This is a genomic window from Defluviicoccus vanus, from assembly GCF_014672695.1.
GTDB lineage: Bacteria > Pseudomonadota > Alphaproteobacteria > Rhodospirillales > Defluviicoccaceae > Defluviicoccus > Defluviicoccus vanus.
This window is the reverse complement of sequence record NZ_CP053923.1, coordinates 2,493,482-2,513,964: the sequence shown is the minus strand read 5'-3', so window position 1 is coordinate 2,513,964 and position 20,483 is coordinate 2,493,482. Positions and strand designations below refer to the sequence as shown.

The following is a 20,483-nucleotide window of genomic DNA, read 5'->3' as shown; positions in this document are numbered from 1 at the left end:
GTTTCAACCCGCCTTCTTTATGTCGTATCGCGTTGAACGTATAACCCGCAGGCTGGCTTACAGACCCGCCAACACCGCCTCGGCGCTGGTCTTTTCGAAGGCGCCCGGTGGATCGATCGCCATGCTCTTCACAACGCCGTCCTCGACCACCATGGCAAAACGCTGGTTGCGCAGACCAAGGCCTTTGCCGGTCAAGTCAAACTCCAGTCCCGCCGCCTTGCAGAACGCGGCATCGCCATCGGCAACCATGACCACCTTGTCGCCAACGCCCTGATCCTTGCCCCAGGCGTGCATAACGAAGACATCGTTGACGGCGGTGCAAACGATCGCATCGACACCCTTTGCCTTCAGTGCGTCGGCATTCTGCACGAAGCCTGGTAGATGCGCCTCCGAACACTTGGGCGTGAACGCACCTGGAACGCCGAAAAAGGCCACGGTCTTACCCTTGAACAGGGTGTCGGTCATGACCGGCTCTGGCCCTTTTTCGCCCCAGACCATCAGCTTTACCGCGGGAATCGAATCCCCAACCTTGATTGTCATCGCTGCCCCCTTCCTCCTTTGCATTGTCATAACGGTCCCGGCCGGAACCACCGCCCCTCATATGGCCCGACTGGCCGTAAAACGAAACCCCGGTCATCTCCCGACCGCGACAGCGACCGCACGTTCGGTGGTCCTCAGGGGCGCGTCGGTACCTGGGCGGCCAATGCCGCATCAGCGTCGGCATCGGCGCGCGCCTCCGGCAGCCCCCGGCCCGCGCCAGCGCCGCCATCACCACCTCGGCGGTGAGTAGTTCCGGTAAGGCGGTGCCCCCGGGGGTGGCCGGTCCATAGACCGCGTCGAAGGGGATGCCATAGCGGCCGAAGTCGGCGAGATAGCGGGCGATTCCTTCGTCCGGCCGTGTCCAGTCGCCGCGCATGGCGACGACGCCAGTCCCCGCCAGCCGCGATGCGACCGGATCCCGCCCCAGGACCAGGCGCTCGTTCAGTTTACAGGTGAGGCACCAATCGGCGGTGACGTTGACATAAACAGTGTTGCCGGCAGCGACCAGCGCCGGGATATCTGCGGGAACGAGGGGCTGCCAGCCTCGGTCTGCCGGCGCGTTGGCTGTGGGTAGCGAGGGCGCCGGAACAAGGAAGGCGATGACGCCAAAAGCGAGCGCCACGAACTGGCTGAGACGGTGCCAGCGCGCCGGCAGCACCGTCCGGCCAAGTACCAGTGCCAGTGCCATCGCAGCCGCGAGCACACCCACCCGGACGGCATCGCCGGCGCCCTGCGCCGCAGCGAGAATCGTCAGCAACCAAACGCCGGTGCCCACCAGGACAACACCCAACCCTCGGCGCAACCACACCATCCAGCGCCCCGGCCGCGGCAGCCGTGTCGCCAGCGAGGGCACCGCAGCTACGGCGAGATAGGGTAACGCCAAGCCGACAGCCAAAGCACTGAACACCGCCAGGGTGGAAACCGGGCCACCCGAGAGGGCAAAGCCGATGGCGGTACCGACAAAGGGCGCCGAACACGGGGTGGCGAGCAGTGTCGCCAGCGCCCCGGTGAGGAAGTGTCCGCCTAGTCCGTGCACGCGCGCCGCCCGATCGTCCACCGCGGCAACTGTCGTAGGAACGCCCAGTTCAAACGCGCCCCAAAGGTTACAGGCGAACAGCGTCACCACCAGCGTCATCGCGACGAGAAACCACGGCTGTTGGAACTGCAGCCCCCAACCCGCGGCAACACCGGCAGCGCGCACGGCGATGAGCGCCACTGCCAGCAGCAGGAAAGAAAAGAGAATCCCCGCCGCGGTGGCGAGGAAGCCAAGCCGCACCTGACGGCGATCACCGCCGCCATGGCTGACAACCGCAAGCAGCTTGATCGAAAGCACAGGTAGGACGCAGGGCATCAGATTCAGGATCAGGCCGCCGACGACCGCCAGCAACAGAATCACGGCAAAGGAGCGGACCGGGGAGAGGGGTGGCCGCGACCATCGTCGCCGTCGTTACATCGGTCGCCGCGCCTCCTGAAGCGCCGCTGCCAACGATACCGGTGCCAACGGTGCCTGCACCAACGATNNCATGGTGTGCTCCACTGCCCGCGCGCCATCCACCAGCGTCAACACGATCCGGCTGCCCGGTAGCGCCGCCACCGCCGCCGGCGTGCCATGCACGGGGATGCGAAGGGTGGCAATCCGGCCGTCGCCAAGCAATTCGACCCGCGGGGCNTCGAACGCCAGCTCGGCTGGCCCTTCGATGAATACATCGGGAGCAACAAACGGGCTTACGGCGCGGGCGACAATGGCCAGCGTCGCCTCGTCCCCGGCAAGCGCCGCCGCTTCGATCGCAAACCAGCCACCTGCCTCCGCGGCCGAGGCCCTCGTTGCCTGCGCCGGCGGGACCTGCCTAGCAAACTGGGCTATCTCGTCGCTGAACCGACTGGCAACGGCGGTGCCCGCCGGGAGCGCCAACGCCAGTTGGGCGCGGTAAGGAACGCAGATGTCCTTGCAGGTGAGGTAATCGACGCTGGCGTTGAGTGACAGCTGTTCACCTGAACGGACCAACTGTGCCTCGATCGGCAGTATCACCGCGTCTTCGTAACCAATTGTCTCGAAATCGAGAACGCTGAACCGTAGCGGCGCCGGCCAGAGCACGGTCGTCGTCGCAAGATTTGCCGAGCCCGACCAGTCGATGCGTGGAGGGAAACCGGCGTCTCCCGGTGCCCGCCAGTAAATTTTCCAGCCTGGCGCCATCTCGAACTGCAGGCCGAGCGGTACCGTCGGCGCCGTGCCCACCGCTTCGACGCCGGCGATCAGCCGCACACGGCCATGCTCGGTTTCGCTCCAGGCGCTCGCAGCCGCCGGCGCCGCCACCGCAACCGACGGCAGCAATGCGGCCCAGGCGAATATGAGGAGGAGCAACAGCAGAAGCCGCGCCGGAGAGGCGCGCAGAGCATAGGCAGCGGAGCGAAGCGCGATCGAAGATCGAGACGCAGGATCGTGCACGGCAAGGGCTCCGTAGGGCAAGGGTCCTCACTTCTGATGTTGGCCGCCGGCTGCCCGGCCGGCAAGACGGCATGTGTTCACGGTTCGGCGACGCACCGGGCTGCCCGCGTCCCGACGCGAAACCGGGAGCAGTCACGATAGCTGGGGGCCAGCCAACCGTTGTGAGTTTGGCGCCGGCTGGTTAAGCTCAACCGCATGCGGTCATTGCTCCTGATCGGCGTGGTTGTTGCCCTTGGTGGCTGCGTCGAAGTTTACGAGGGTCCACGGGTTGTGCACTACAATCCGGACTGGTTCTACGTCCGCTATGCGCCACTGATCAATGGCAGCGGTGAGGTGAATCGGCTGGCCGCCGCGCAATGCACTGACGCGAGGCCGGCGCACTTGGTGGAGTCGGCGCAATATTATCCTTACGACCTTCGGGTCAGCAGCTTCCGCTGTCAGCGGCCGGCCGCCTCGCCGCTGACACCAAGCGACCCTGTGCTCAATCTTCCGTCCGAGAGTGAAACGGCCACTCCGGCGCCGACATAGCTTGCCTGGATGGCCTTGCCTGGGCCTTGCTTGATCGCAGCGCGATGCGATCAAAAGGCCACAGGGGTGGTGATTCGCGCCGATTCAGCACCGATGATGTAGCGTGTCTGCCACGTTTCCCCTATATTTCGTTGCAGCGATTGCGTGGCAACCCGTTACTAGAACGCGAGCGTGCCGCTGTACTCACCAAAGGACTGTCGAGAGTTGCAGGAAGGCCGGAACGACATGAGGTCCCTGGCAGGATTGGCGATGGCGTTATCGGTGCTGGCCGCGACGGTTGGCACGTTCGATGGCGCATCCGCTGCCGAACTTGGTACCGCGCATGGCGACACCTTCGTCCTCGGTGACGGGCAGGATACGACCGTCCCCGGTGCGGTTAACCTGCAGGACTTTGCCCAGCCGATTACCCCCGGCGCCCTCGGTTCGACGCCAGTACAATCGGCCACCGCGTCGGTGGGCGGCGTCAACGTCGGTGCACTCAGTGAATTCGGCAGCGGTGTCGGCAGCCGTTCAGTGGCCGGCACGCCGGCCGTTCCCAGTCGCAACAGCAACGCCTTGGTGGGCGGCTACGCTGGTTATCGCTTCACATCAGAGGCCAATCCGCGCGACGGTTACGGAGTCAACATGCACTTCGGCACCGATCCTCTGAGCAGCACAGACAGTTGGCGAGTACAGCCGGGCTTTGATTATACCACGTCATTCGGCTCCTCCTGGCAGCTGAACTCGCGGCTGTTCTCCACCTATAACCTGGACGGCTCATCCGCCGGTGCCCGCGCCGGACTTGCCGGCGAAGAGCGCGGCTTTCGCGATGTGGGCCTCAGCCTCGGTCTTGGTTATGCGCCGTCGGAGAAATGGACGGTGCAGACGCAGGCCACCTACGCCGTGCCCCTGCGCAGCCAGGACAAGACGCGGAGCTCGGAAGAAGGCGACACCTCCAACGAGTTCTTCGGCGGCGTCATTCTCAACTATCGGTTCTGAGGCCCTCGCCTCCGCTCGCGCTATCGCTCTTTTCGCGGCGAAGCCGGGAGACCGACGCTGACAGAGGCGAATGCTATCCCCATGGCCGTACTTCCCCCGCTTGATGGTCCACGCCTGCCGCCGGCAGGCGACGCGCCGGCCGACCTGCTCGTTGTTCTCCTGCACGGCGTCGGGGCCGACGGCGCCGATCTGATTGCGCTCGCCGAGCTCTACCGCCAGCTGTTGCCGCGTGCCGCCTTCGTCGCCCCGAACGCGCCGCTGCGCTTCGATATGGCGCCCTTCGGCTTCATGTGGTTCAGCCTGCAGAACTTCGATGCCGAGACCCGATCGCGCGGGGTGCGGGCGGCGCAGCCACTGCTCGAAGCCTTTCTCGCCGCCGAGCTGGCACATCACGGCCTCGGCCCCGATCGCCTCGTCCTCCTCGGCTTCTCGCAAGGGGCGATGATGGCGCTGCACGTGGGCTTGCGCCAGGACGCCCCGCCCGCAGCGATCATTTCCCATTCCGGGATGCTGGTGGATGCGGACCGCCTGGCGGCGGAGATCCGCTGCCGGCCACCGGTGCTGCTCACCCATGGCACCGACGACGATGTCCTGCCGGCGGCCAATCTGCCGATCGCAGAGGCCGCGCTGGTCGCGGCCAGCGTGCCGGTGGAAGCGCATCTGCTGCCAAACTTGGGACACGGCATCGACGAGGCGACGCTGCGGATCGCCATTACCTTTCTCGCTCGCACCTTGAACGGCCGCCACCCCGGCTGATCCGCCGGCAGCCTTCACTTCACCGAAATGTAACCCTCAGAATGTTTGGCAGGCCGGGGCAGTTGTAGTACGGTGCCGTCGCTTACAGGCATAGGGTGCGTGCGCGGGCATGAACAACTACCCGGCACTGGTTCTGAATGCGGACTTTCGGCCGCTTAGCTACTTCCCGCTTTCCCTGTGGTCATGGCAGGAAGCGATCAAGGCGGTGTTTCTCCGCCGGGTCAACGTGGTTTCCGAATACGACCGCTTGGTGCATTCTCCCAGTCACGAAATGCGGCTGCCGAGTGTCATCGTCCTTAAGCAATACGTCCCCGCCGCCCGCCGGCCTGCCTTCACCCGTTTCAACGTCTTCCTCCGTGATGGGTTTTCCTGTCAGTACTGCGGTCACGACCTGCCGGCCGAGCGACTGACCTTCGATCACGTGGTCCCGCGCGCCCGCGGCGGTCGCACCGAGTGGACCAACGTGGTTGCTGCCTGCGAGCCCTGCAACCTGTCTAAAGGCCACCGCCTGCCGAAGGAAACGGGAATGTTCCCGCTGACGCCGCCCTGTGAGCCCAGCACCTACGAGCTGCAGGAAAACGGCCGTGCCTTTCCCNCCAACTACCTGCACGAAAGCTGGCGCGACTTCCTTTATTGGGACAGCGAACTGGACCCGAGCTGAGCCGGTCGGCCGATGGCCCGGCACCAGCCCGGACGTCGCCGGCCGCGGTACCTTGTGGACCGACCAGCATCTTGCAGTTCGATCGTTGCGATGCGAGCCAACGACGGACAGCATTCCCAGAGGTATGCGCTGCAAAATCTGGTGACGTAATGCGCCTGCCGAATGCTGTGTCAATGATCCCCGCGGCGGTCACCCCAATTGCGGGCCAAGGAAGCAGAATCGATGCCTCACCACGTCATTCTCGCGCTCACCGCTCTCTTGTTTCTGCTGTTCGGTGCCCTGTCAAAGCGCCTTGAAAACGGGGTTTTTACGGCACCAATGCTATGCGTGGCTTTCGGCTTCGCTGCGGGACCTCTCGGCTTCGGCCTGGTTGATTTGCCGCTCGACAGTGACGTGATCACCATCATCGGTGAAGTTGCTCTGGCGGTGATCCTGTTCTCGGACTCAAGCGGCGTCGCGCTCCGGAGCTTCAAACATGACTGGTCCTTGCCGGTGCGACTGCTGGCAATCGCGCTGCCGTTGACCATCGTTACCGGCATCGTTGTCGGACGGCTCCTGTTCCCAGAGGTGCCGATCGCCTGGCTGGCGATTATCGCTTGTATCCTTGCCCCCACCGACGCGGCACTCGGCATCGCAGTTGTGCAAAGCCCATTGGTGCCGGAGCGGATTCGCAACACGCTCAACGTCGAAAGTGGCCTGAACGACGGCATCGCCTTGCCGCCGATCCTAATGCTGATGGCACTGATCGGCACGGCCGGAGTTGGTGACACGACGTCGTCTGCCTGGATGCTGGACGCAATCAAGGAACTGGGGTTGGGGGCGCTGTTCGGCGCCGTTATCGGCCGGGTCGGGGGCAGGAGCCTTGATGCAGCATGGCAGCAGGGCTGGATGAACGAGACGTTCATTCGTCTGGTCGCACCGGGTCTTGCCGTGTTTACCTTCTCGTCCGCCAACCTGCTGAGCCTGAATGGGTTCGTCGCTGCCTATTTCGCCGGTCTGATGCTGGGGGCGCGCGACGACCAGTTCCGTGCCCAGTTGCGGGAATTCGGCGAAGCGGACGGCGCCCAGTTCTCCTTGTTCGTCTTCCTCATTTTCGGCCTGATGATGCTGCCGATCGTGNCTGCGCCGCTGTGGGATTGGCGTACCTTGCTTTACGCCCTCGCCAGCCTGACCGTGGTACGCATGCTACCGACTGCAATCAGTCTGCTCGGTAGCCGCCTCGATGCGGCGACGGTCGCCTTCATTGGTTGGTCCGGCCCACGCGGCATCGCCTCGGTCCTCTATCTATCGCTCGTCATCGATCACTTCGGCTTTCAGGGTCAGGAGCGGATTTTCGCCGTCATCGTCCTGACTGTTCTGCTCAGCATCGTTTTGCACGGGGCCACCGCAGCACCGTCTGCCGCCCTGTTAAACCGACAAACGACGCGACGGATCATAAAATGACCGGGAGAAGTTCACCGCGCGGATTTACGCCAGTTCGCGAAGCCTGGGTTGATGTGCTTCAGCAGTTGCTCGGTCATGCTGCGGCTTTCTTTTGCATCCACGAACACCGCAGGATGAACTGGCGAGTAGGGTTTAAATCGCGGTGGGGAGAGTGAACCGATAGAATGACGTGCTGACCGCGCGTCCTGCGTTGTGGCATCAGATCCGGAACGGGACGCGAGGCGGCGCCGACACAATCCGGCGCTGAACCAGGACATCGGGGAACGTCGATGCTGAAGAAGGGACTGATCGCGGCGGCACTCTCCGTGGCGCTCGTGCTAACCGCGTGCCAGAATCCGCCGGTCAACAATATCGTTGATATGCCGCTCGACGCGCCACCGGGCGTGACACTCGACCAAGTCCGCCAGGCGATCATGTTCGCCGGCAACAAGCGCGGCTGGCAAATGCGCCAGGAAGTGCCAGGCAAGATTATCGCCACCCACCAGCGCTCCGGGCACATGGCGGTGGTCGATATTCTCTACACCACGACAACGCTGTCGATCCTCTACTATGAAAGCGCGAGCCTACAGTTCGACGCCAAGAACAACACCGTGCACCCGACCTACAACCGTTGGGTCGATTTCCTGGCGCAGGACATTCAGGCTAACGCGGCAGCACTTGCTAGCGACAGCGGCACCGGTATGGTTCCCGTGACCCCGCCCGCGCCCGCGCCCGCGCCCGCGCCCGCCGGCGTCGCACCCGACGCGACAGAGGCGCAACCGTCCGACCCCGTCGCTGTACCGGACGCAAGCACACCTGTCCCAGCCACGGAAAGCCCACCTTCTGCCGCGCCCACCCAGCTGTAGGTTTGGGAAACACAACCGCCGGGCACAATCCCAAGCGGCAACTCCGTCATGTTTTTGTGTTTGAGGAACGATGCTTGGGCCGGGCGCCGACCCGCGGCCGTCACGGCGGGTCAGCGAAAGCGGCGGTGGAGTCTGGCGACGGCCTCGTCGAGGACGGCGTCGCGCTTGCAAAAGCAGAAGCGGACGAAACCTACTGGAGGTGCCTCGCGGTAGAAGGCACTTAGCGGGATCGCTGCCACCCCCGCCTCCTCGATCAGCCGCTGACAGAACGCCGCGTCCGTCTCGTCAAAGCCGAGCCGCCTGTAGTCGGCAACAAGAAAATAGGTGCCGGTCGAAGGCAGCACGCCGAAGCCGGCGGCGGCAAGTCCGGCTGCAAGCCGGTCGCGCTTTGCCTGCTGCTGCGCCGCAAGGCCGCCGAAGTAGCCGTCATTCTGGCACAAGCCCGCCGCCACCGCCCGCTGCAAGTTGGGCGGCGTGGTGAAGGTGAGGAATTGGTGCGCCCGGGCGAGTGCGTCGATCAGCGGCGCGGGACCACTGGCATAGCCCACCTTCCAGCCAGTGGCGGAGAAGGTCTTGCCGGCGGAGCCGATACGCACGCAGCGCTCCCGCATGCCGGGCAGGCTCAGCAACGGTACATGGCTGGCGCCGTCGAACACCAAGTGTTCATAAACCTCGTCGCAGAGCGCAAAGGCGTCGTACGCCAGCAGCAGCCGGGCAATCGATGCCAGTTCCTCGTGGCCGAAGACCTTGCCGGCAGGATTGAGTGGCGAGTTAAGCACCAGTAACTTGGTTCGCCGCGAGAACACTGCCGCCAACGCCGCCTCAGGCAGCCGCCAGTCGGGCGGTTCCAGGCGGACGATGCGGGCAATGCCGCCGCCCCGCTCGATCATCGGCAGGTAGGAGTCGTAGAGCGGTTCAAACAGCACCACTTCGTCGCCGGGCTCGATCAGCCCGAGCATGCCGCAGGCGAGTGCTTCCGTCGCGCCCGAGGTGACCAGTACCTCGGTCTCCGGGTTGATGTCGAGGCCGTAGAAGCGGCGGTTATGGGTGGCAACAGCTTCGCGCAGTTCCGCCAGCCCCCGCATCGGTGGGTACTGGTTGGGACCCTCGTATACCGCGTCGGCGGCCAGCCGGCGGATCGCCTCTGGTCCTTCTTCGTCCGGAAAGCCTTGGCCGAGGTTGACAGCGCCGTGGCGAACCGCGAGCGCACTCATCACCGTGAAGACGGTGGTCCCGTAGCGTGAGAGCGTGCGGTTAACGGATTTCATGCCCGACCGGATAAGCTTCGCCGGCCGTCCCTGTCAATGCCGGCGATGGGGCCGTCGCCAAGCACGCGCCATCGTCGTGGCCAAAACGAAACCGCCGGGAAAGATTCCCGGCGGTCGTTTCGATTTGCTTTTATTGGTGAGGCACTATGCCCGGAGTGTTCCCCTGCGCAACCTTGCGAGCCGCAGTCTTGCCCCTCAGAGGCGTCCGATAGGCCGCAGCCTGGGGCGTAGACCGCCCCGCGGCCGTGGCGATAGCTGTTAGAGAATGCGCTGCGCCAAGGCGGTCTTGATCTCGGCGATCGCCTTGCCGGGATTGAGATGCTTCGGGCAGGTGTTGGAGCAGTTCATGATCGTGTGGCAGCGGTAGACGCGGAACGGATCGTTTAACTGATCCAGCCGGTCACCGGTGTGTTCGTCGCGGGAGTCGGCGATCCAGCGGTATGCCTGCAACAGGACTGCTGGGCCGAGGTAGCGGTCGCCATTCCACCAGTAGCTGGGGCAACTAGTCTGGCAGCAGAAGCAGAGGATGCACTCCCACAGGCCATCGAGCTTCGCCCGCTCTTCCGGGCTCTGCCGGCGTTCGCCCGCTGGTGGTGGTGTGTCAGCCTGCAGCCACGGCTGAATCAGCTGGTACTGGGCGTAGGGCACCGACAGGTCGGGGACCAGATCCTTGATCACCGGCATGTGCGGCAGAGGGAAGATACGAACGTCGCCCTTGATGTCCTCGATCGCCTTGATGCAGGCAAGCGTGTTGGTACCATCGATGTTGAAGGCGCAACTGCCGCACACACCCTCGCGACATGACCGGCGGAAGGTCAGTGTCGAGTCAATCTCGTTCTTGATCTTGATCAGCGCGTCGAGAACCATCGGCCCACAGGCATCAAGATCAATGTGGAAAGTGTCGATGCGCGGGTTCTCACCGCTATCGGGATTGTAGCGGTAAATGCGAAAGCGCTTGACCCGCTTCGCGCCTGGCGGTGTCGGCCAGGTCTTGCCTTCTTTCATCCGCGAATTGGGCGGCAGGTTGAATTCGGCCATTTTTTCGTTCCTCCTCGCCCTCGCTCAGTAAACCCGCTTTTGCGGCTCGATGTATTTGGCTTCGCTGGTCAAAGTGTAAGTATGCACCGGCCGGTAGCTGAGGGTTACCTTGCCGTTGTGGTCGATTGTCGCCAGCGAGTGCTTCATCCAGTTGACGTCGTCGCGGGAACTGAAGTCTTCGCGGGCGTGGGCGCCACGGCTTTCCTTGCGAGCTTCGCCCGAGTAGAGCGTCGCCTTGGCGCAGACCAGCAGATTTTCGAGCTCCAGCGCTTCCACCAGATCCGAGTTCCAGATCAGCGAGTGATCGTTGACCCGGATATCGGGGAGCGTCGACCAGACGGCGTCGATCTTCTGACAGCCCTCGGCCAACACCTCCTGAGTCCGGAATACCGCCGCGTCGTTCTGCATCGTCCGCTGCATGGCGAGTCGGATCTGGCTGGTCGACTGGGTGCCGTTGGCGTTCCGCAGCCGGTCGAGGCGCGAGAGCGCCAGATCGGCGGAGTCCTTCGGCAGGGGACGGTGCGGTGTGCCCGGCTTGATCTTTTCCGCTGCCCGCAATGCAGCGGCACGGCCGAAGACGACGATATCGAGGAGTGAGTTGGTACCAAGACGATTGGCGCCATGGACCGAGGCACAGCCGCATTCGCCGACCGCCATCAGCCCCTCGCACACCGCATCGGGATCGCTCTCCGTCGGCCTGAGCGCCTCGCCGTGATAATTCGTCGGCACGCCGCCCATGTTGTAGTGCACCGTCGGCAGTACCGGGATCGGCTCCTTGGTGGCGTCGACGCCGGAGAAAATCTTTGCCGTCTCGGTGATACCGGGCAGCCGGGCGAGCAGGATCTCGGCTCCCAGGTGTTCCAGGTGCAGCATGATGTGATCGGCGTCAGCACCTATGCCGCGACCCTCGCGAATTTCCACCGTCATCGAGCGGCTGACCACGTCGCGCGACGCGAGATCCTTGGCCGTCGGCGCGTAGCGTTCCATGAACCGCTCGCCGGCGGAGTTGGTCAGATAACCGCCCTCGCCGCGGGCACCCTCGGTGATCAGACAGCCGGAGCCATAGATCCCGGTGGGATGGAACTGGACGAACTCATGATCCTGCAAAGGCAGTCCAGCGCGAGCGACCATGCCGTTGCCGTCACCGGTACAGGTGTGCGCCGACGTACAGGAGAAGTAGGCGCGGCCGTAGCCGCCGGTGGCGAGCACGGTATTGTGTGCCTGGAAACGATGGATCGTGCCATCATCGAGGTTCCAGGCGACGACACCGCGGCACCTGCCTTCGCTGTCCATCATCAGGTCGATGGCGAAGTACTCGACGAAGAACTCGGCCGAGAATTTCAGGCACTGCTGATAGAGCGTGTGCAGGATGGCATGGCCGGTACGGTCGGCGGCAGCACAGGCGCGCTGCACCGGGGCCTCACCGTAGTTGCGCATGTGGCCGCCGAAGGGGCGCTGATAAATCTTGCCCTCGGCGGTGCGCGAAAACGGTACGCCGAAATGCTCCAGCTCATGCACTGCCGGGACAGCCTGACGACACATGTATTCGATCGCGTCCTGGTCACCGAGCCAGTCGGAGCCCTTGACGGTGTCGTACATGTGCCATTCCCACGAGTCCTCGGCCATATTGCCGAGCGCGGCGCCGATGCCGCCCTGGGCGGCGACAGTGTGGCTGCGAGTGGGGAACACTTTTGTGATGCAGGCTGTCTTCAAACCAGCGGCGGCGAGTCCCATGGTCGCGCGCAGTCCGGCACCACCAGCGCCAACGACGATGACATCATAGGAGTGATCGATGATTGGATAGGCGGGGGCATTGGATTATCAGCTCCTCATCGCGACGAGCACCACGGCCAGCACACAGGAGGCGGCCAGGGTGTAGAGAATGAACTTGACGGCCAGAAGGACGGCGATGCGCGCGCCTTCGCCGCTGACGTAGTCCTCGATCACCACCTGCATGCCAAGACTGGCGTGGTAGAACAGGACTAACGCCGTGAGGATCATGAGGAGTGCGTTGCCGAACACGCCGATCCAGGCGACATATTCTGCGTAGGTGGCACCCGTCAGCGAGATGATACTGACAACGAACCAGATGGCGAGCGGCACCAGCGCGATGGCGGTGACGCGTTGGGCCCACCAGTGGCCGACGCCTTCCTTGGCGGAACCGAGGCCGCGGACGCGGCCCAATGAAGAGCGCATCTGCATGGCTCAGCCTCCAACCGCGTAGGCGGCGATCAAGGTGACGAGAGTGGCACCAACCGCGAAGGCAACCATGATGATGCCAGAGGTTCGCAGCTGCGAGAGTTCAAAACCCCAGCCGAAATCCCAGGCCAAATGGCGAACACCGTTGCCAAGGTGATAGAAGAGGGCAAACGTGAAGCCCCACAGGATCAGTTGACCGATCAATGATCCCGCGAACCCCTGCGCAGTTGCAAAGGCATCGGGACCATAGGCTGCGGAGACCAGCCACCAGGTGAGAAGGAGAGTACCCGCGGTCAGAGCGACGCCAGTGACACGATGTAGGATCGACAGCACCGACGTGAGCTGTGGTTTGTAGACTTGGAGATGTGGTGAGAGGGGACGTTCCGGAGACGCCATGGGACCTACCCTTCTTGTGTTGTTGGGTCCGCAAAATTTGCAATGTTAACTATCCCTTAATCCCAGGCTGCTTAAGAGTCAATCTTCGCACACGCAAAAACTATGCGGCGGTTGCAATAGGGAACAGCGTTTGCGGCATAGGCGGACCCTACCGACACTATCGGAGCAGTGTCTTTAACCTGCTCACTTCTCCACTTGCGATCCATTCTTATTTGCGCAGGTGTGTATGCGTCGTCGCAAGAACTTGGCCGAAATCTTTCGCTTAAATTTCATCCTTGAGCGCGCAGCGTCGCTGTGCCGCGGCACGATCGGCGCCCGATGCCTAGCCCACGACGCCAGCACGCGGCGAGCGTCTTGGATAGCGCTCCGCTGCACATCGCAACGGGCCGGCGATCAGCTGCGTCCGGGGTTACTTCATCTACTACTACAGTTGCATTTTATCCTCTAATATGGTTCCGTTGCCTGCGGCTGTGGGAGGGCGACGGATGGGTGTGGCGGAATGGGCGGGCACGCTTGTTGATTGGAAGGCGGAGCTCGAGGGGTTGAGGCGGGTGATCGCGCCGGCGCTGGGGCGGGCGGAGACGCGCCGTTCGGCCGGGATGTTCATCGACGGGCTGTTCTCGGCGGCATCGCGCAAGACCGGCTGGATGCTGGCCGAACAGGCGGGCCTCGAGGCACCCTATCGCCTCCAGTCACTGCTCGGACGCAGTTCATGGTCGGCAGACCAGCTTCGCGATCTGGTGCGCGGGTACGTGACGAACGCGCTGGGTGATCCGGGCGGCGTGCTCGTTGTCGATGAGACCGGTTTCCTGAAGAAGGGCCGGCACTCGGTGGGTGTCGGCCGTCAGTACTCGGGCACCGCCGGCCGGATCGAGAACTGCCAGGTCGGCGTTTTCGTCGCCTACGCCAGCCGCTGGGGCCACGCGCTCATCGACCGGCAGCTGTACCTGCCGAAAGACTGGGCGGACGATGCGACGCGCCGCCGGACGGCCGCCGTGCCGGACGACGTCGAATTCAAGACCAAGCCGGCGATGGCGCGGGAGATGATCGAGCGGACGCTCGACGCCGGCCCGCCTTGCGCCTGGGTTCTCGCCGATGCGCTCTACGGCTCGGACAGTCAACTCCGGCACCTGCTCGAGGGCCGCGGCCAGCCTTATGTCCTTGCCGTACGCTCCAACCACACCCTTCGCTTCCTCGAGGACGGGACCCTCGTCCAGACCGACCCTGCCACCATGCTGGACACGCTGGCGGACGATGCGTGGTCGTCGCTGACCGCCGGCGAGGGGGCGAAGGGTCCAAGGCTCTACGACTGGGCAAGGCTGCCGCTCGGATGGTCGACGGATGACGGTTTCGAGCGCTGGCTGCTCATCCGCCGCAGCCGGCGTGATGCGCAAGCACTCGCCTATTACCTTGCCTATGCCCGGCAAGGCACGTCCCTGCCCGAGCTTGCCGCTGCCGCAGGCCTCCGCTGGACGATCGAGGAGTGCTTCCTGCGGGCGAAGGACGACCTCGGCCTCGATCACTGCGAGGCGCGCTCCTGGCACGGATGGCATCGCCACATGAGCCTGGTCCTCGCTGCCGCCGCCTTCCTCGCCAAATTGTCGGCCGACCAGCGCCGGATCGCCTTCGATAAACGGGACAAAACGAGTCCGGCCGCCGCGGCCGCATGACCGTCCCGCTCGCCACGCCGGAAATCCGCCACATGCTCGAAAGGATCCTGTTCCGGGCGAAAACCCATCCCGCCTTCGTCTGGGCCTGCTCACGATGGCGCCGCAGCCACCAAACGACAGCCGCCAGCAGTCACCGCAAGAAACGACTAGAAACGCAACTGTAGTACTAGGGTCGGATGAATAACCGACGGCGCTGCGGATGATGTTCGAGAGTAACGGCCGCCCGACGTGTCCCCGGCACGGCCGCAGTAGTCCAGTTTCGACCGTTTCGTGCTCTTCCTCGCGTACATCCGCTGATGTTGTCGTCGCGGATGCTATACTGACCGCGGACCGTTGTGTTTGGGGGAAAGGGATGGGCGAAGAGGCGCCGGGGGTAAAGGGGCCTGGAGACGAACCCGCAGGGCAGCCGCAGGTCCGGGCAACGGCAACCGCCGCACCGAGACCCCACTTGTTCATCAGCTACCGGCGCAGCCAGCACGCGCGGGTCGAGCCTGTGGTCCGGGTGCTGCAAGCCGCCGGCATCGATTGCTTCTTCGATCAGGATGCCATCGACCCGCTCGAGGATTTCCCGGCACGCATCCGCCAGGGCATCGGCGCCAGCCACGGCCTGCTCGCCTGGTGGTCGGCCGACTACGCCGCCTCGGATCACTGCATGGCCGAGTTCAAGCTCGCCTGGCAGCACGCGCGGCGGCTGAGCTCGGACGTCGGCCGCAGGGTGTGGGTGCTCAACCCCGAGGCTAACGCCGACCACATCACCGCCGGCGAGCTCGCGAGCCAGAACTTTATCGTACCACCCGCGGACGGCGCGATCGGGCCGTGGGTAGCGCCGCTGCGCGCGCGCCTGCTGGCGCTGCTACCGGAGGGCCCGCTGGCTAGCGAGCGACAGTCCGGGCCGCCGCCGCGGCTCCGCAACGTCCCCCACCCGACCGCCACCTTCACCGGCCGCAATGCCGAGCTGATGCGCATCCATAGCAAGCTGCACCCGGCGCACATCGGCGCGGGCGGCACCGCGGTGGCGGTGCAGACGCACGGGCTCGGCGGCATCGGCAAGACGGAGCTGGCGGCAAAGTACGCTTTCGACTTCGCCGACACGTATCCGGGCGGCGTCTATTGGCTCAACTTCGCCGGCTTCGCACCGGACGGCCCGGTGAGCGAGACAGACGCGCACAACGCCTGGCTACTCGCCCTCGAACAGACCTTCGCCGGCGAGCCCGAGCTCACCCCCGATGCCGAAGGCAAGCCGCTGCCGGCACCAGAGCTGCGCGCGCAACTGGGGCGCAGCCTCGGAGCCGAGCCCTATCTCTGGGTGCTTGACAATGTACCGGAGCTCTCGCCGCTGGACCGGCGGGCGGCGGTGCTGGCGTTCTGGCGCGCAACCGGTGCGGCCGGCCGCACTCTGATCACCACCCGCGACAGCCGTCCCGCCGAGGGCTTCGCCGAGGAGCGGCTGGAGGTGCTGAGCGAAGAGGACGCGCTGCGGCTGCTCGCCCGCTTCCGCTATCCCCGCGAGGACGAGCGGGACGCGGCAGAGGACCTCGTCGCGGATGTCGGCGTCCACACCCTCGCCCTGACCCTGATCGGTGAGCAGCTGCGCGAGGCGCCGGGCGGCTACACCGGTGCGCTGGCCAAGCTGCGCGCGACCGGCCGGCTCGACCGCATCGAGGCCCTCGCCCGCTTGCTGCAACCGCTGCTAGGTGAGAAAGCGCGCGGCATCCTCGCCACCTTCGAGATGAGCATCGCTGCCCTTGATGCGGATGCGCGCGCGTTACTCGGGGTTGCCGCCGTCTGCGCGCCGAACGAACCAATCCCGGTGCCATTGTTAGCGGCCTGTGTGACGGACGAGGATGAATTTGCCTCAGCCCTTTCGCGACTGCTGCGCGCGTCCCTGCTCAACCGCCGCCGCGACCGCGAGCAGGGAGGCGAGCCGGTTGAGATCCATCCGCTGGTGGCGGACGTTATGTTGAGGAGGCTGCCAATGCCGGCCGAAGAGTTGGCCGACGCGCTTGCCCGTCCGCTGCTCAGGTTGGTGAACACGGCCGGCGATATCCTCACCCACGACCAAGCCTTGGCCGACGCGATGCGCCAAACGCGTCATTTTGCCTCGTGGCTGCAAAGTAAGGTGGGCCTCATTCTGGGCCTTCAGCTCGGGCACTATTACTACGCCCGCGGCCTCTACCAACTCGCGCGCGTGGCAAATGAGCGGGCGCAGGATCTTGCGGTTCGGCTGCTGGGCGATCGGCATCCGGATACCCTGACGAGCATGAGCGACTTCGCGACTACGCTTTTGCAGCAGGACGAACTAGTTGAAGCGCGATTGCTGCAGGAGCACGTGCTGGCTTCGCGCCGCGAACTATTGGGCGAGAAGCACCCGGACACACTGATGAGCGTGAACAACCTAGCGGCGACGCTTTTTGTCCAGCGCGAGTTGGTCGGAGCGCGGGCGCTGCTGGAGGAGGCTCTGGACGGATTGCGCGAGGTGCTGGGCGAGCGGCATCCGGACACGCTATGGAGCATGAACGGTCTGGCGGAGACGCTTATTGCCCAGGGCGAATTAGCCGGAGCGCGGGCGCTGCTGAAGCCGGTGCTGGCTTCCCGCTGCGAGCTACTGGGCAATCGCCATCCGGACACGACCTTAAGCGCCTGGAACCTGTTCGCCACTCTTTCGAAGCTGAATGCCGCAGAAGAGGTCGCCCGGGTGCGGAACGACCAACTCGCTTGGCTGCTCGACGCAGCGGATGAGGACATCAGCGGGCAACAACGCCAGATTCGCGACTGGCTGCGAGCGCAAGGCGATGCGTCCCACGAAGCTCCTGATTGAGCCGCGTCGCCGGCTCGCTGCTCCGCCGACGGCAGCCCCGACCGAGCCGGCAAGGCGGCGGGTTCGCTGGCGCGCGCGGGCCCGCCGGGTCGGCTGTGCCAGGGTTACCGTGGCCGCATCATTTCGCCTGTGGTCCGGGGCCGGGGGAGCGGACGGCGATGCGGATGGCGTTGGAGACATAGAGGCCGCCCGACTTGTCGCCGGGGACGACCAAGCGGGCCATATCCTCCATCATCATGGTAATTATCATCACTTGGCGCTCCAGCCGTGCCGAGGCGGCTGGCGGAGCGTCACGCCCTTCGACCGCTGCCCGTAGGTGCGGATCGACGTTGCTGTGTTCGCACCGATCGACTCCGGCTGTGCCGCGTTCGACGCTCCGGTGGCGATGAGGCGGCTCATATCACCGCCGATATATTGTGCCTGAAAGCCGTGGCAGCCCNNCTGGCAACCGCCCATCACATAGGCTTGGCCGTTGAGGAAGACGTTCTGAAGCTTGATCGGCAGGCCGTTGGGAGCGCCACCGAAGAAGTTTTGCAGCGTCTGATTGGACTCGACCATAATGTTAGCGAGATAGTAGTAGCTGACGGGGTCTGTTACCGAAGGTGGAGCATTGACGGGTGGAGTAGGCGGTGGACCATTGACCGGGGTCGCCTGAACACCGATCAGTTCATAGTACTGCCAGACAGTATTGGGATTGCCCGCCTTGAATACGGCATGCACCGAGGCATTCGTCGACGCGACCTGCGAGTGGATGGGATGGGCCCGCGTCAACGGAATATTGGCAAGCGGCGTCCCGGTGTTCTGGAACGCCAAGTTTTCGCTGTTGGGGTTAGTGGGCGGCGTCGCACTATCATCGTAGTTGTCGACCTGCTCCCACGTCGCAAAGACGAAAGCCGGAAATGATTTCGTTTTATGGATGATGTGCAGGGCGACCAGCCCCCACACCGCATTATTGTAGGCGAGACCTTGGCCGCTGGAGTAAGCACTCGGCGTACCGGTGTAGAAAATGACGTTCCGGGTGAAGAACCGACCGCTGGCGGCTTCGGCAGCCGTCAATTGCCGCCACGCCGCCTTGATCTCGATCGCACCTTCGCCCGGATCGCCGGGGACGTTGATATCACCGCACGGCAGCATGACGATCGGCTGGCTGCTGGTGGTCGAGCAAATGCCGCCGAATTGGGTAAGATTGTTTTGCGTGTTGGCGAGGGCGATATTCAGTGCCGAATATTGGCCATCGGGATTGGTAAAGTCGTTCTGGTTTGCGTAGTCAAACACCGCCCGATTGACTTTCGCTTCGTAGGCGACACGGATCCCGGTCGTCGGTTGGAGGTACGATGTGGCGTGTGCGTACATGTTGCACAGGCCAATCTCGCTTGTCTCATCGAGATTATTGAAGAGAGTGAAGCTCGGGCTCTGACCGGCCACCGGCGGCACAATGGAACCGGCGCTAACTGGGTTTTTGTACTTATACGTCGGCGCCGTGGAATCAAAGCTAGGATCGGTGTTTCCGTCTGCCGGGAACAGTTCGTTCTTGTGCCGGTAGGTCTGCCAGACGACGAGGGGGAAATTGCCACTGCTGTCGGGCGCGATGCTGAGGAAGCCGACGTTGGTATTGGGCCGCCCCCGCATACCAGTCGTCGCCGGATCCATCGCCACCCAATTCAGCGCGATGAATTCCTGCCAGGCGAAGACGGCAAGATCGGCAACGCTGGCTGTCGACCCGGCTGGAGTGTCGTGCGGGACACAGGGGCTGACGATGGGGGAGAACGGCGGCAGGTAGCATTTGGAAGGAGTGATCTGGGCGGATGCCGGCTGGGCAGCACCAAGCAGAACCCAGAGGGCCTGCGCCAGAATAAAGGCGAGAGCGTGCGAACTGGACGATCGTTTGGCCATGGGCCCCTCCTTCCCCGCTGCATTCCTGATTTCTCTGACCTCCACCCGGCCTTTGCCATGCGGGGTCAAGGCGAAGCATAGCTACACAACTCAACAGTATTTTGGGCAGACCCCGTCCTGTTCACCGCTTGTAGCGTGACCCGGCGCTCCTGGATGCCGCCAGCGAACAGGTATCCTTAATGCCTTCGACGGCAAAATTGGTGCCTTCGGCGACCCCTGCCCCCGTTGCGGCGATCACGCTTGTCGCCGGCTCAGTGAGCGATGTGCCCTTGAAACGGAGGTCCAATCCGCCACAGGAAACGCGCGCTTCCCATACGCCCAACGACGGAACTTCCGACAGCCGCCCACATTCCCCTGAACATCCGGCGATACAAAGCTGGTCTTTGGTGAATTGAAAGCAGTCCTGAAATGGGGGAATGGGCTTTCATCAAAACTGGACGACACCCAGACAGTGTAGGTCTTGTTCTTTACCGAGTTGGCGTGCGCGGCAGGGCAGCTGATGATGAAGCTCACGACGATGATCGCATACCCTATCGTGTCGAGAATTTTCATTGAGGTTCTCCCACAAAAATTGAAGAAACCAATGCATGAATAGGGAATTGCCCCCTAATCGCGCCTTGGCGTATACGAGTTTTCTAATAAAAAGAAAGGGTATTCGCCCGACCTGTTCCCCTGATAGGTCCCTAGGTAGTTAATCGTCACACCAAAAAAAGGAAACATAAAAATAATCTTGAATGAATTTAACGTCTTCCCCGCCCTACGACAAGCATTTTTGCTACGGGACTACCTATATCGCTTCCCAGTGACAATATTAGTAACGCCGCATTTGATAGAACAACTTAAGCGCTTCACTCTAGCCAAACATTTGCTCGCAATTGCTTTCGATAGCTGAATGGATGCATCTGGTAACGAGCACGGCCATCGGCGAATTCGCTCGACCGTTGATTCTCGTCCTGAGAGCACCGAGTAAGAGCGACAGCATCGCCAGGGGCAGCGGGAAGGCG

The 20,483-nt window shown here is 63.7% G+C and carries 19 protein-coding genes; 9 read left to right on the top strand and 10 right to left on the bottom strand.

Annotation, left to right across the window (positions count from 1 at the left end):
- Positions 1-57: 57 nt before the first annotated feature.
- The 3 genes from HQ394_RS11395 to HQ394_RS11385 are packed head-to-tail and all read right to left on the bottom strand — an operon-like array spanning position 58 to position 2,776.
- Complete coding sequence (locus HQ394_RS11395; protein ID WP_407644742.1) at positions 58-498, bottom strand: peroxiredoxin; 441 nt, start codon at positions 496-498, stop codon at positions 58-60.
- Positions 440-1,936 (bottom strand): protein-disulfide reductase DsbD family protein, encoded by a 1,497-nt coding sequence (locus HQ394_RS11390; RefSeq protein ID WP_190260344.1) that lies wholly within the window; start codon positions 1,934-1,936, stop codon positions 440-442. Before HQ394_RS11390 ends, HQ394_RS11395 begins: the two co-directional genes overlap by 59 nt.
- Positions 1,937-1,987: 51 nt before the next feature.
- Positions 1,988-2,776 (bottom strand): protein-disulfide reductase DsbD domain-containing protein, encoded by a 789-nt coding sequence (locus HQ394_RS11385; RefSeq protein WP_456151594.1) that lies wholly within the window; start codon positions 2,774-2,776, stop codon positions 1,988-1,990.
- Positions 2,777-3,181: 405 nt separating this feature from the next.
- Between HQ394_RS11385 and HQ394_RS11380 the strand changes: the two genes are divergently transcribed.
- From HQ394_RS11380 to HQ394_RS11355, 6 genes are all read left to right on the top strand, one after another.
- A complete protein-coding gene (locus tag HQ394_RS11380) occupies positions 3,182-3,514 on the top strand; it encodes a hypothetical protein (RefSeq protein ID WP_190260342.1) in 333 nt (110 codons plus the stop codon).
- 225 nt (positions 3,515-3,739) lie between these two features.
- The gene (locus HQ394_RS11375) at positions 3,740-4,492 is read left to right on the top strand and encodes a hypothetical protein (protein ID WP_190260341.1); all 753 of its coding nucleotides are present in this window, start codon (positions 3,740-3,742) and stop codon (positions 4,490-4,492) included.
- Positions 4,493-4,573: 81 nt separating this feature from the next.
- A complete protein-coding gene (locus HQ394_RS11370; protein ID WP_190260340.1) occupies positions 4,574-5,248 on the top strand; it encodes an alpha/beta hydrolase in 675 nt (224 codons plus the stop codon).
- Positions 5,249-5,357: 109 nt separating this feature from the next.
- Positions 5,358-5,909, top strand: a complete 552-nt coding sequence (locus HQ394_RS11365) for an HNH endonuclease (RefSeq protein WP_190260339.1) — start codon at positions 5,358-5,360, stop codon at positions 5,907-5,909.
- A gap of 222 nt (positions 5,910-6,131) precedes the next feature.
- Positions 6,132-7,352 carry a cation:proton antiporter gene (locus HQ394_RS11360; protein ID WP_190260338.1) on the top strand — a complete coding sequence of 407 codons (1,221 nt, stop codon included), beginning with the start codon at positions 6,132-6,134 and terminating at the stop codon, positions 7,350-7,352.
- 269 nt (positions 7,353-7,621) lie between these two features.
- On the top strand, positions 7,622-8,197 hold the full coding sequence (locus HQ394_RS11355; protein WP_190260337.1) for a hypothetical protein: 576 nt from the start codon (positions 7,622-7,624) through the stop codon (positions 8,195-8,197).
- Positions 8,198-8,307: 110 nt separating this feature from the next.
- Here the strand turns inward: HQ394_RS11355 and HQ394_RS11350 are convergent, their stop codons facing one another.
- The 5 genes from HQ394_RS11350 to sdhC all read right to left on the bottom strand — a co-directional run bounded on the left by HQ394_RS11350 (position 8,308) and on the right by sdhC (position 13,098).
- Entirely contained in the window at positions 8,308-9,465 is a 1,158-nt protein-coding gene (locus tag HQ394_RS11350; protein WP_190260336.1) for an aminotransferase, read from the bottom strand.
- 258 nt (positions 9,466-9,723) lie between these two features.
- Positions 9,724-10,503: a succinate dehydrogenase iron-sulfur subunit gene (locus tag HQ394_RS11345; protein WP_190260335.1), complete on the bottom strand. Its 780-nt coding sequence runs from the start codon at positions 10,501-10,503 to the stop codon at positions 9,724-9,726.
- 24 nt (positions 10,504-10,527) lie between these two features.
- Complete coding sequence (gene sdhA, locus HQ394_RS11340) at positions 10,528-12,300, bottom strand: succinate dehydrogenase flavoprotein subunit (RefSeq protein ID WP_190263274.1); 1,773 nt, start codon at positions 12,298-12,300, stop codon at positions 10,528-10,530.
- Between the two features lie 24 nt (positions 12,301-12,324).
- Positions 12,325-12,705, bottom strand: a complete 381-nt coding sequence (sdhD, locus tag HQ394_RS11335; protein ID WP_190260334.1) for a succinate dehydrogenase, hydrophobic membrane anchor protein — start codon at positions 12,703-12,705, stop codon at positions 12,325-12,327.
- 3 nt (positions 12,706-12,708) lie between these two features.
- Positions 12,709-13,098 carry a succinate dehydrogenase, cytochrome b556 subunit gene (gene sdhC, locus HQ394_RS11330; RefSeq protein ID WP_190260333.1) on the bottom strand — a complete coding sequence of 130 codons (390 nt, stop codon included), beginning with the start codon at positions 13,096-13,098 and terminating at the stop codon, positions 12,709-12,711.
- 485 nt (positions 13,099-13,583) lie between these two features.
- Between sdhC and HQ394_RS11325 the strand changes: the two genes are divergently transcribed.
- The 3 genes from HQ394_RS11325 to HQ394_RS11315 all read left to right on the top strand — a co-directional run bounded on the left by HQ394_RS11325 (position 13,584) and on the right by HQ394_RS11315 (position 17,586).
- Complete coding sequence (locus tag HQ394_RS11325; RefSeq protein WP_190260091.1) at positions 13,584-14,768, top strand: IS701 family transposase; 1,185 nt, start codon at positions 13,584-13,586, stop codon at positions 14,766-14,768.
- Positions 14,765-14,932 (top strand): hypothetical protein, encoded by a 168-nt coding sequence (locus HQ394_RS11320; protein WP_190260090.1) that lies wholly within the window; start codon positions 14,765-14,767, stop codon positions 14,930-14,932. Before HQ394_RS11325 ends, HQ394_RS11320 begins: the two co-directional genes overlap by 4 nt.
- A gap of 284 nt (positions 14,933-15,216) precedes the next feature.
- Entirely contained in the window at positions 15,217-17,586 is a 2,370-nt protein-coding gene (locus HQ394_RS11315) for a tetratricopeptide repeat protein (protein ID WP_190260332.1), read from the top strand.
- 118 nt (positions 17,587-17,704) lie between these two features.
- Here HQ394_RS11315 and HQ394_RS20510 read toward each other — a convergent pair whose 3' ends face one another.
- Together HQ394_RS20510 and HQ394_RS11305 are read right to left on the bottom strand one after the other, a co-directional pair.
- On the bottom strand, positions 17,705-17,839 hold the full coding sequence (locus HQ394_RS20510) for a hypothetical protein (RefSeq protein ID WP_263053720.1): 135 nt from the start codon (positions 17,837-17,839) through the stop codon (positions 17,705-17,707).
- A gap of 1,874 nt (positions 17,840-19,713) precedes the next feature.
- Positions 19,714-20,031, bottom strand: a complete 318-nt coding sequence (locus tag HQ394_RS11305) for a hypothetical protein (RefSeq protein ID WP_190260330.1) — start codon at positions 20,029-20,031, stop codon at positions 19,714-19,716.
- Between the last annotated feature and the right edge of the window lie 452 nt (positions 20,032-20,483).

Bases quoted from the DNA above. Each gene is read 5' to 3' on its own strand.
- HQ394_RS11325 (WP_190260091.1), top strand. From the start codon at position 13,584: ATGGGTGTGGCGGAATGGGCGGGCACGCTTGTTGATTGGAAGGCGGAG.
- HQ394_RS11355 (WP_190260337.1), top strand. From the start codon at position 7,622: ATGCTGAAGAAGGGACTGATCGCGGCGGCACTCTCCGTGGCGCTCGTG.
- HQ394_RS11350 (WP_190260336.1), bottom strand. From the start codon at position 9,465: ATGAAATCCGTTAACCGCACGCTCTCACGCTACGGGACCACCGTCTTC.
- sdhC (WP_190260333.1), bottom strand. From the start codon at position 13,098: ATGGCGTCTCCGGAACGTCCCCTCTCACCACATCTCCAAGTCTACAAA.
- HQ394_RS11375 (WP_190260341.1), top strand. From the start codon at position 3,740: ATGAGGTCCCTGGCAGGATTGGCGATGGCGTTATCGGTGCTGGCCGCG.
- HQ394_RS11305 (WP_190260330.1), bottom strand. From the start codon at position 20,031: ATGAAAATTCTCGACACGATAGGGTATGCGATCATCGTCGTGAGCTTC.
- sdhD (WP_190260334.1), bottom strand. From the start codon at position 12,705: ATGCAGATGCGCTCTTCATTGGGCCGCGTCCGCGGCCTCGGTTCCGCC.
- HQ394_RS11345 (WP_190260335.1), bottom strand. From the start codon at position 10,503: ATGGCCGAATTCAACCTGCCGCCCAATTCGCGGATGAAAGAAGGCAAG.
- HQ394_RS11320 (WP_190260090.1), top strand. From the start codon at position 14,765: ATGACCGTCCCGCTCGCCACGCCGGAAATCCGCCACATGCTCGAAAGG.
- HQ394_RS11395 (WP_407644742.1), bottom strand. From the start codon at position 498: ATGGTCTGGGGCGAAAAAGGGCCAGAGCCGGTCATGACCGACACCCTG.
- HQ394_RS11380 (WP_190260342.1), top strand. From the start codon at position 3,182: ATGCGGTCATTGCTCCTGATCGGCGTGGTTGTTGCCCTTGGTGGCTGC.
- HQ394_RS11370 (WP_190260340.1), top strand. From the start codon at position 4,574: ATGGCCGTACTTCCCCCGCTTGATGGTCCACGCCTGCCGCCGGCAGGC.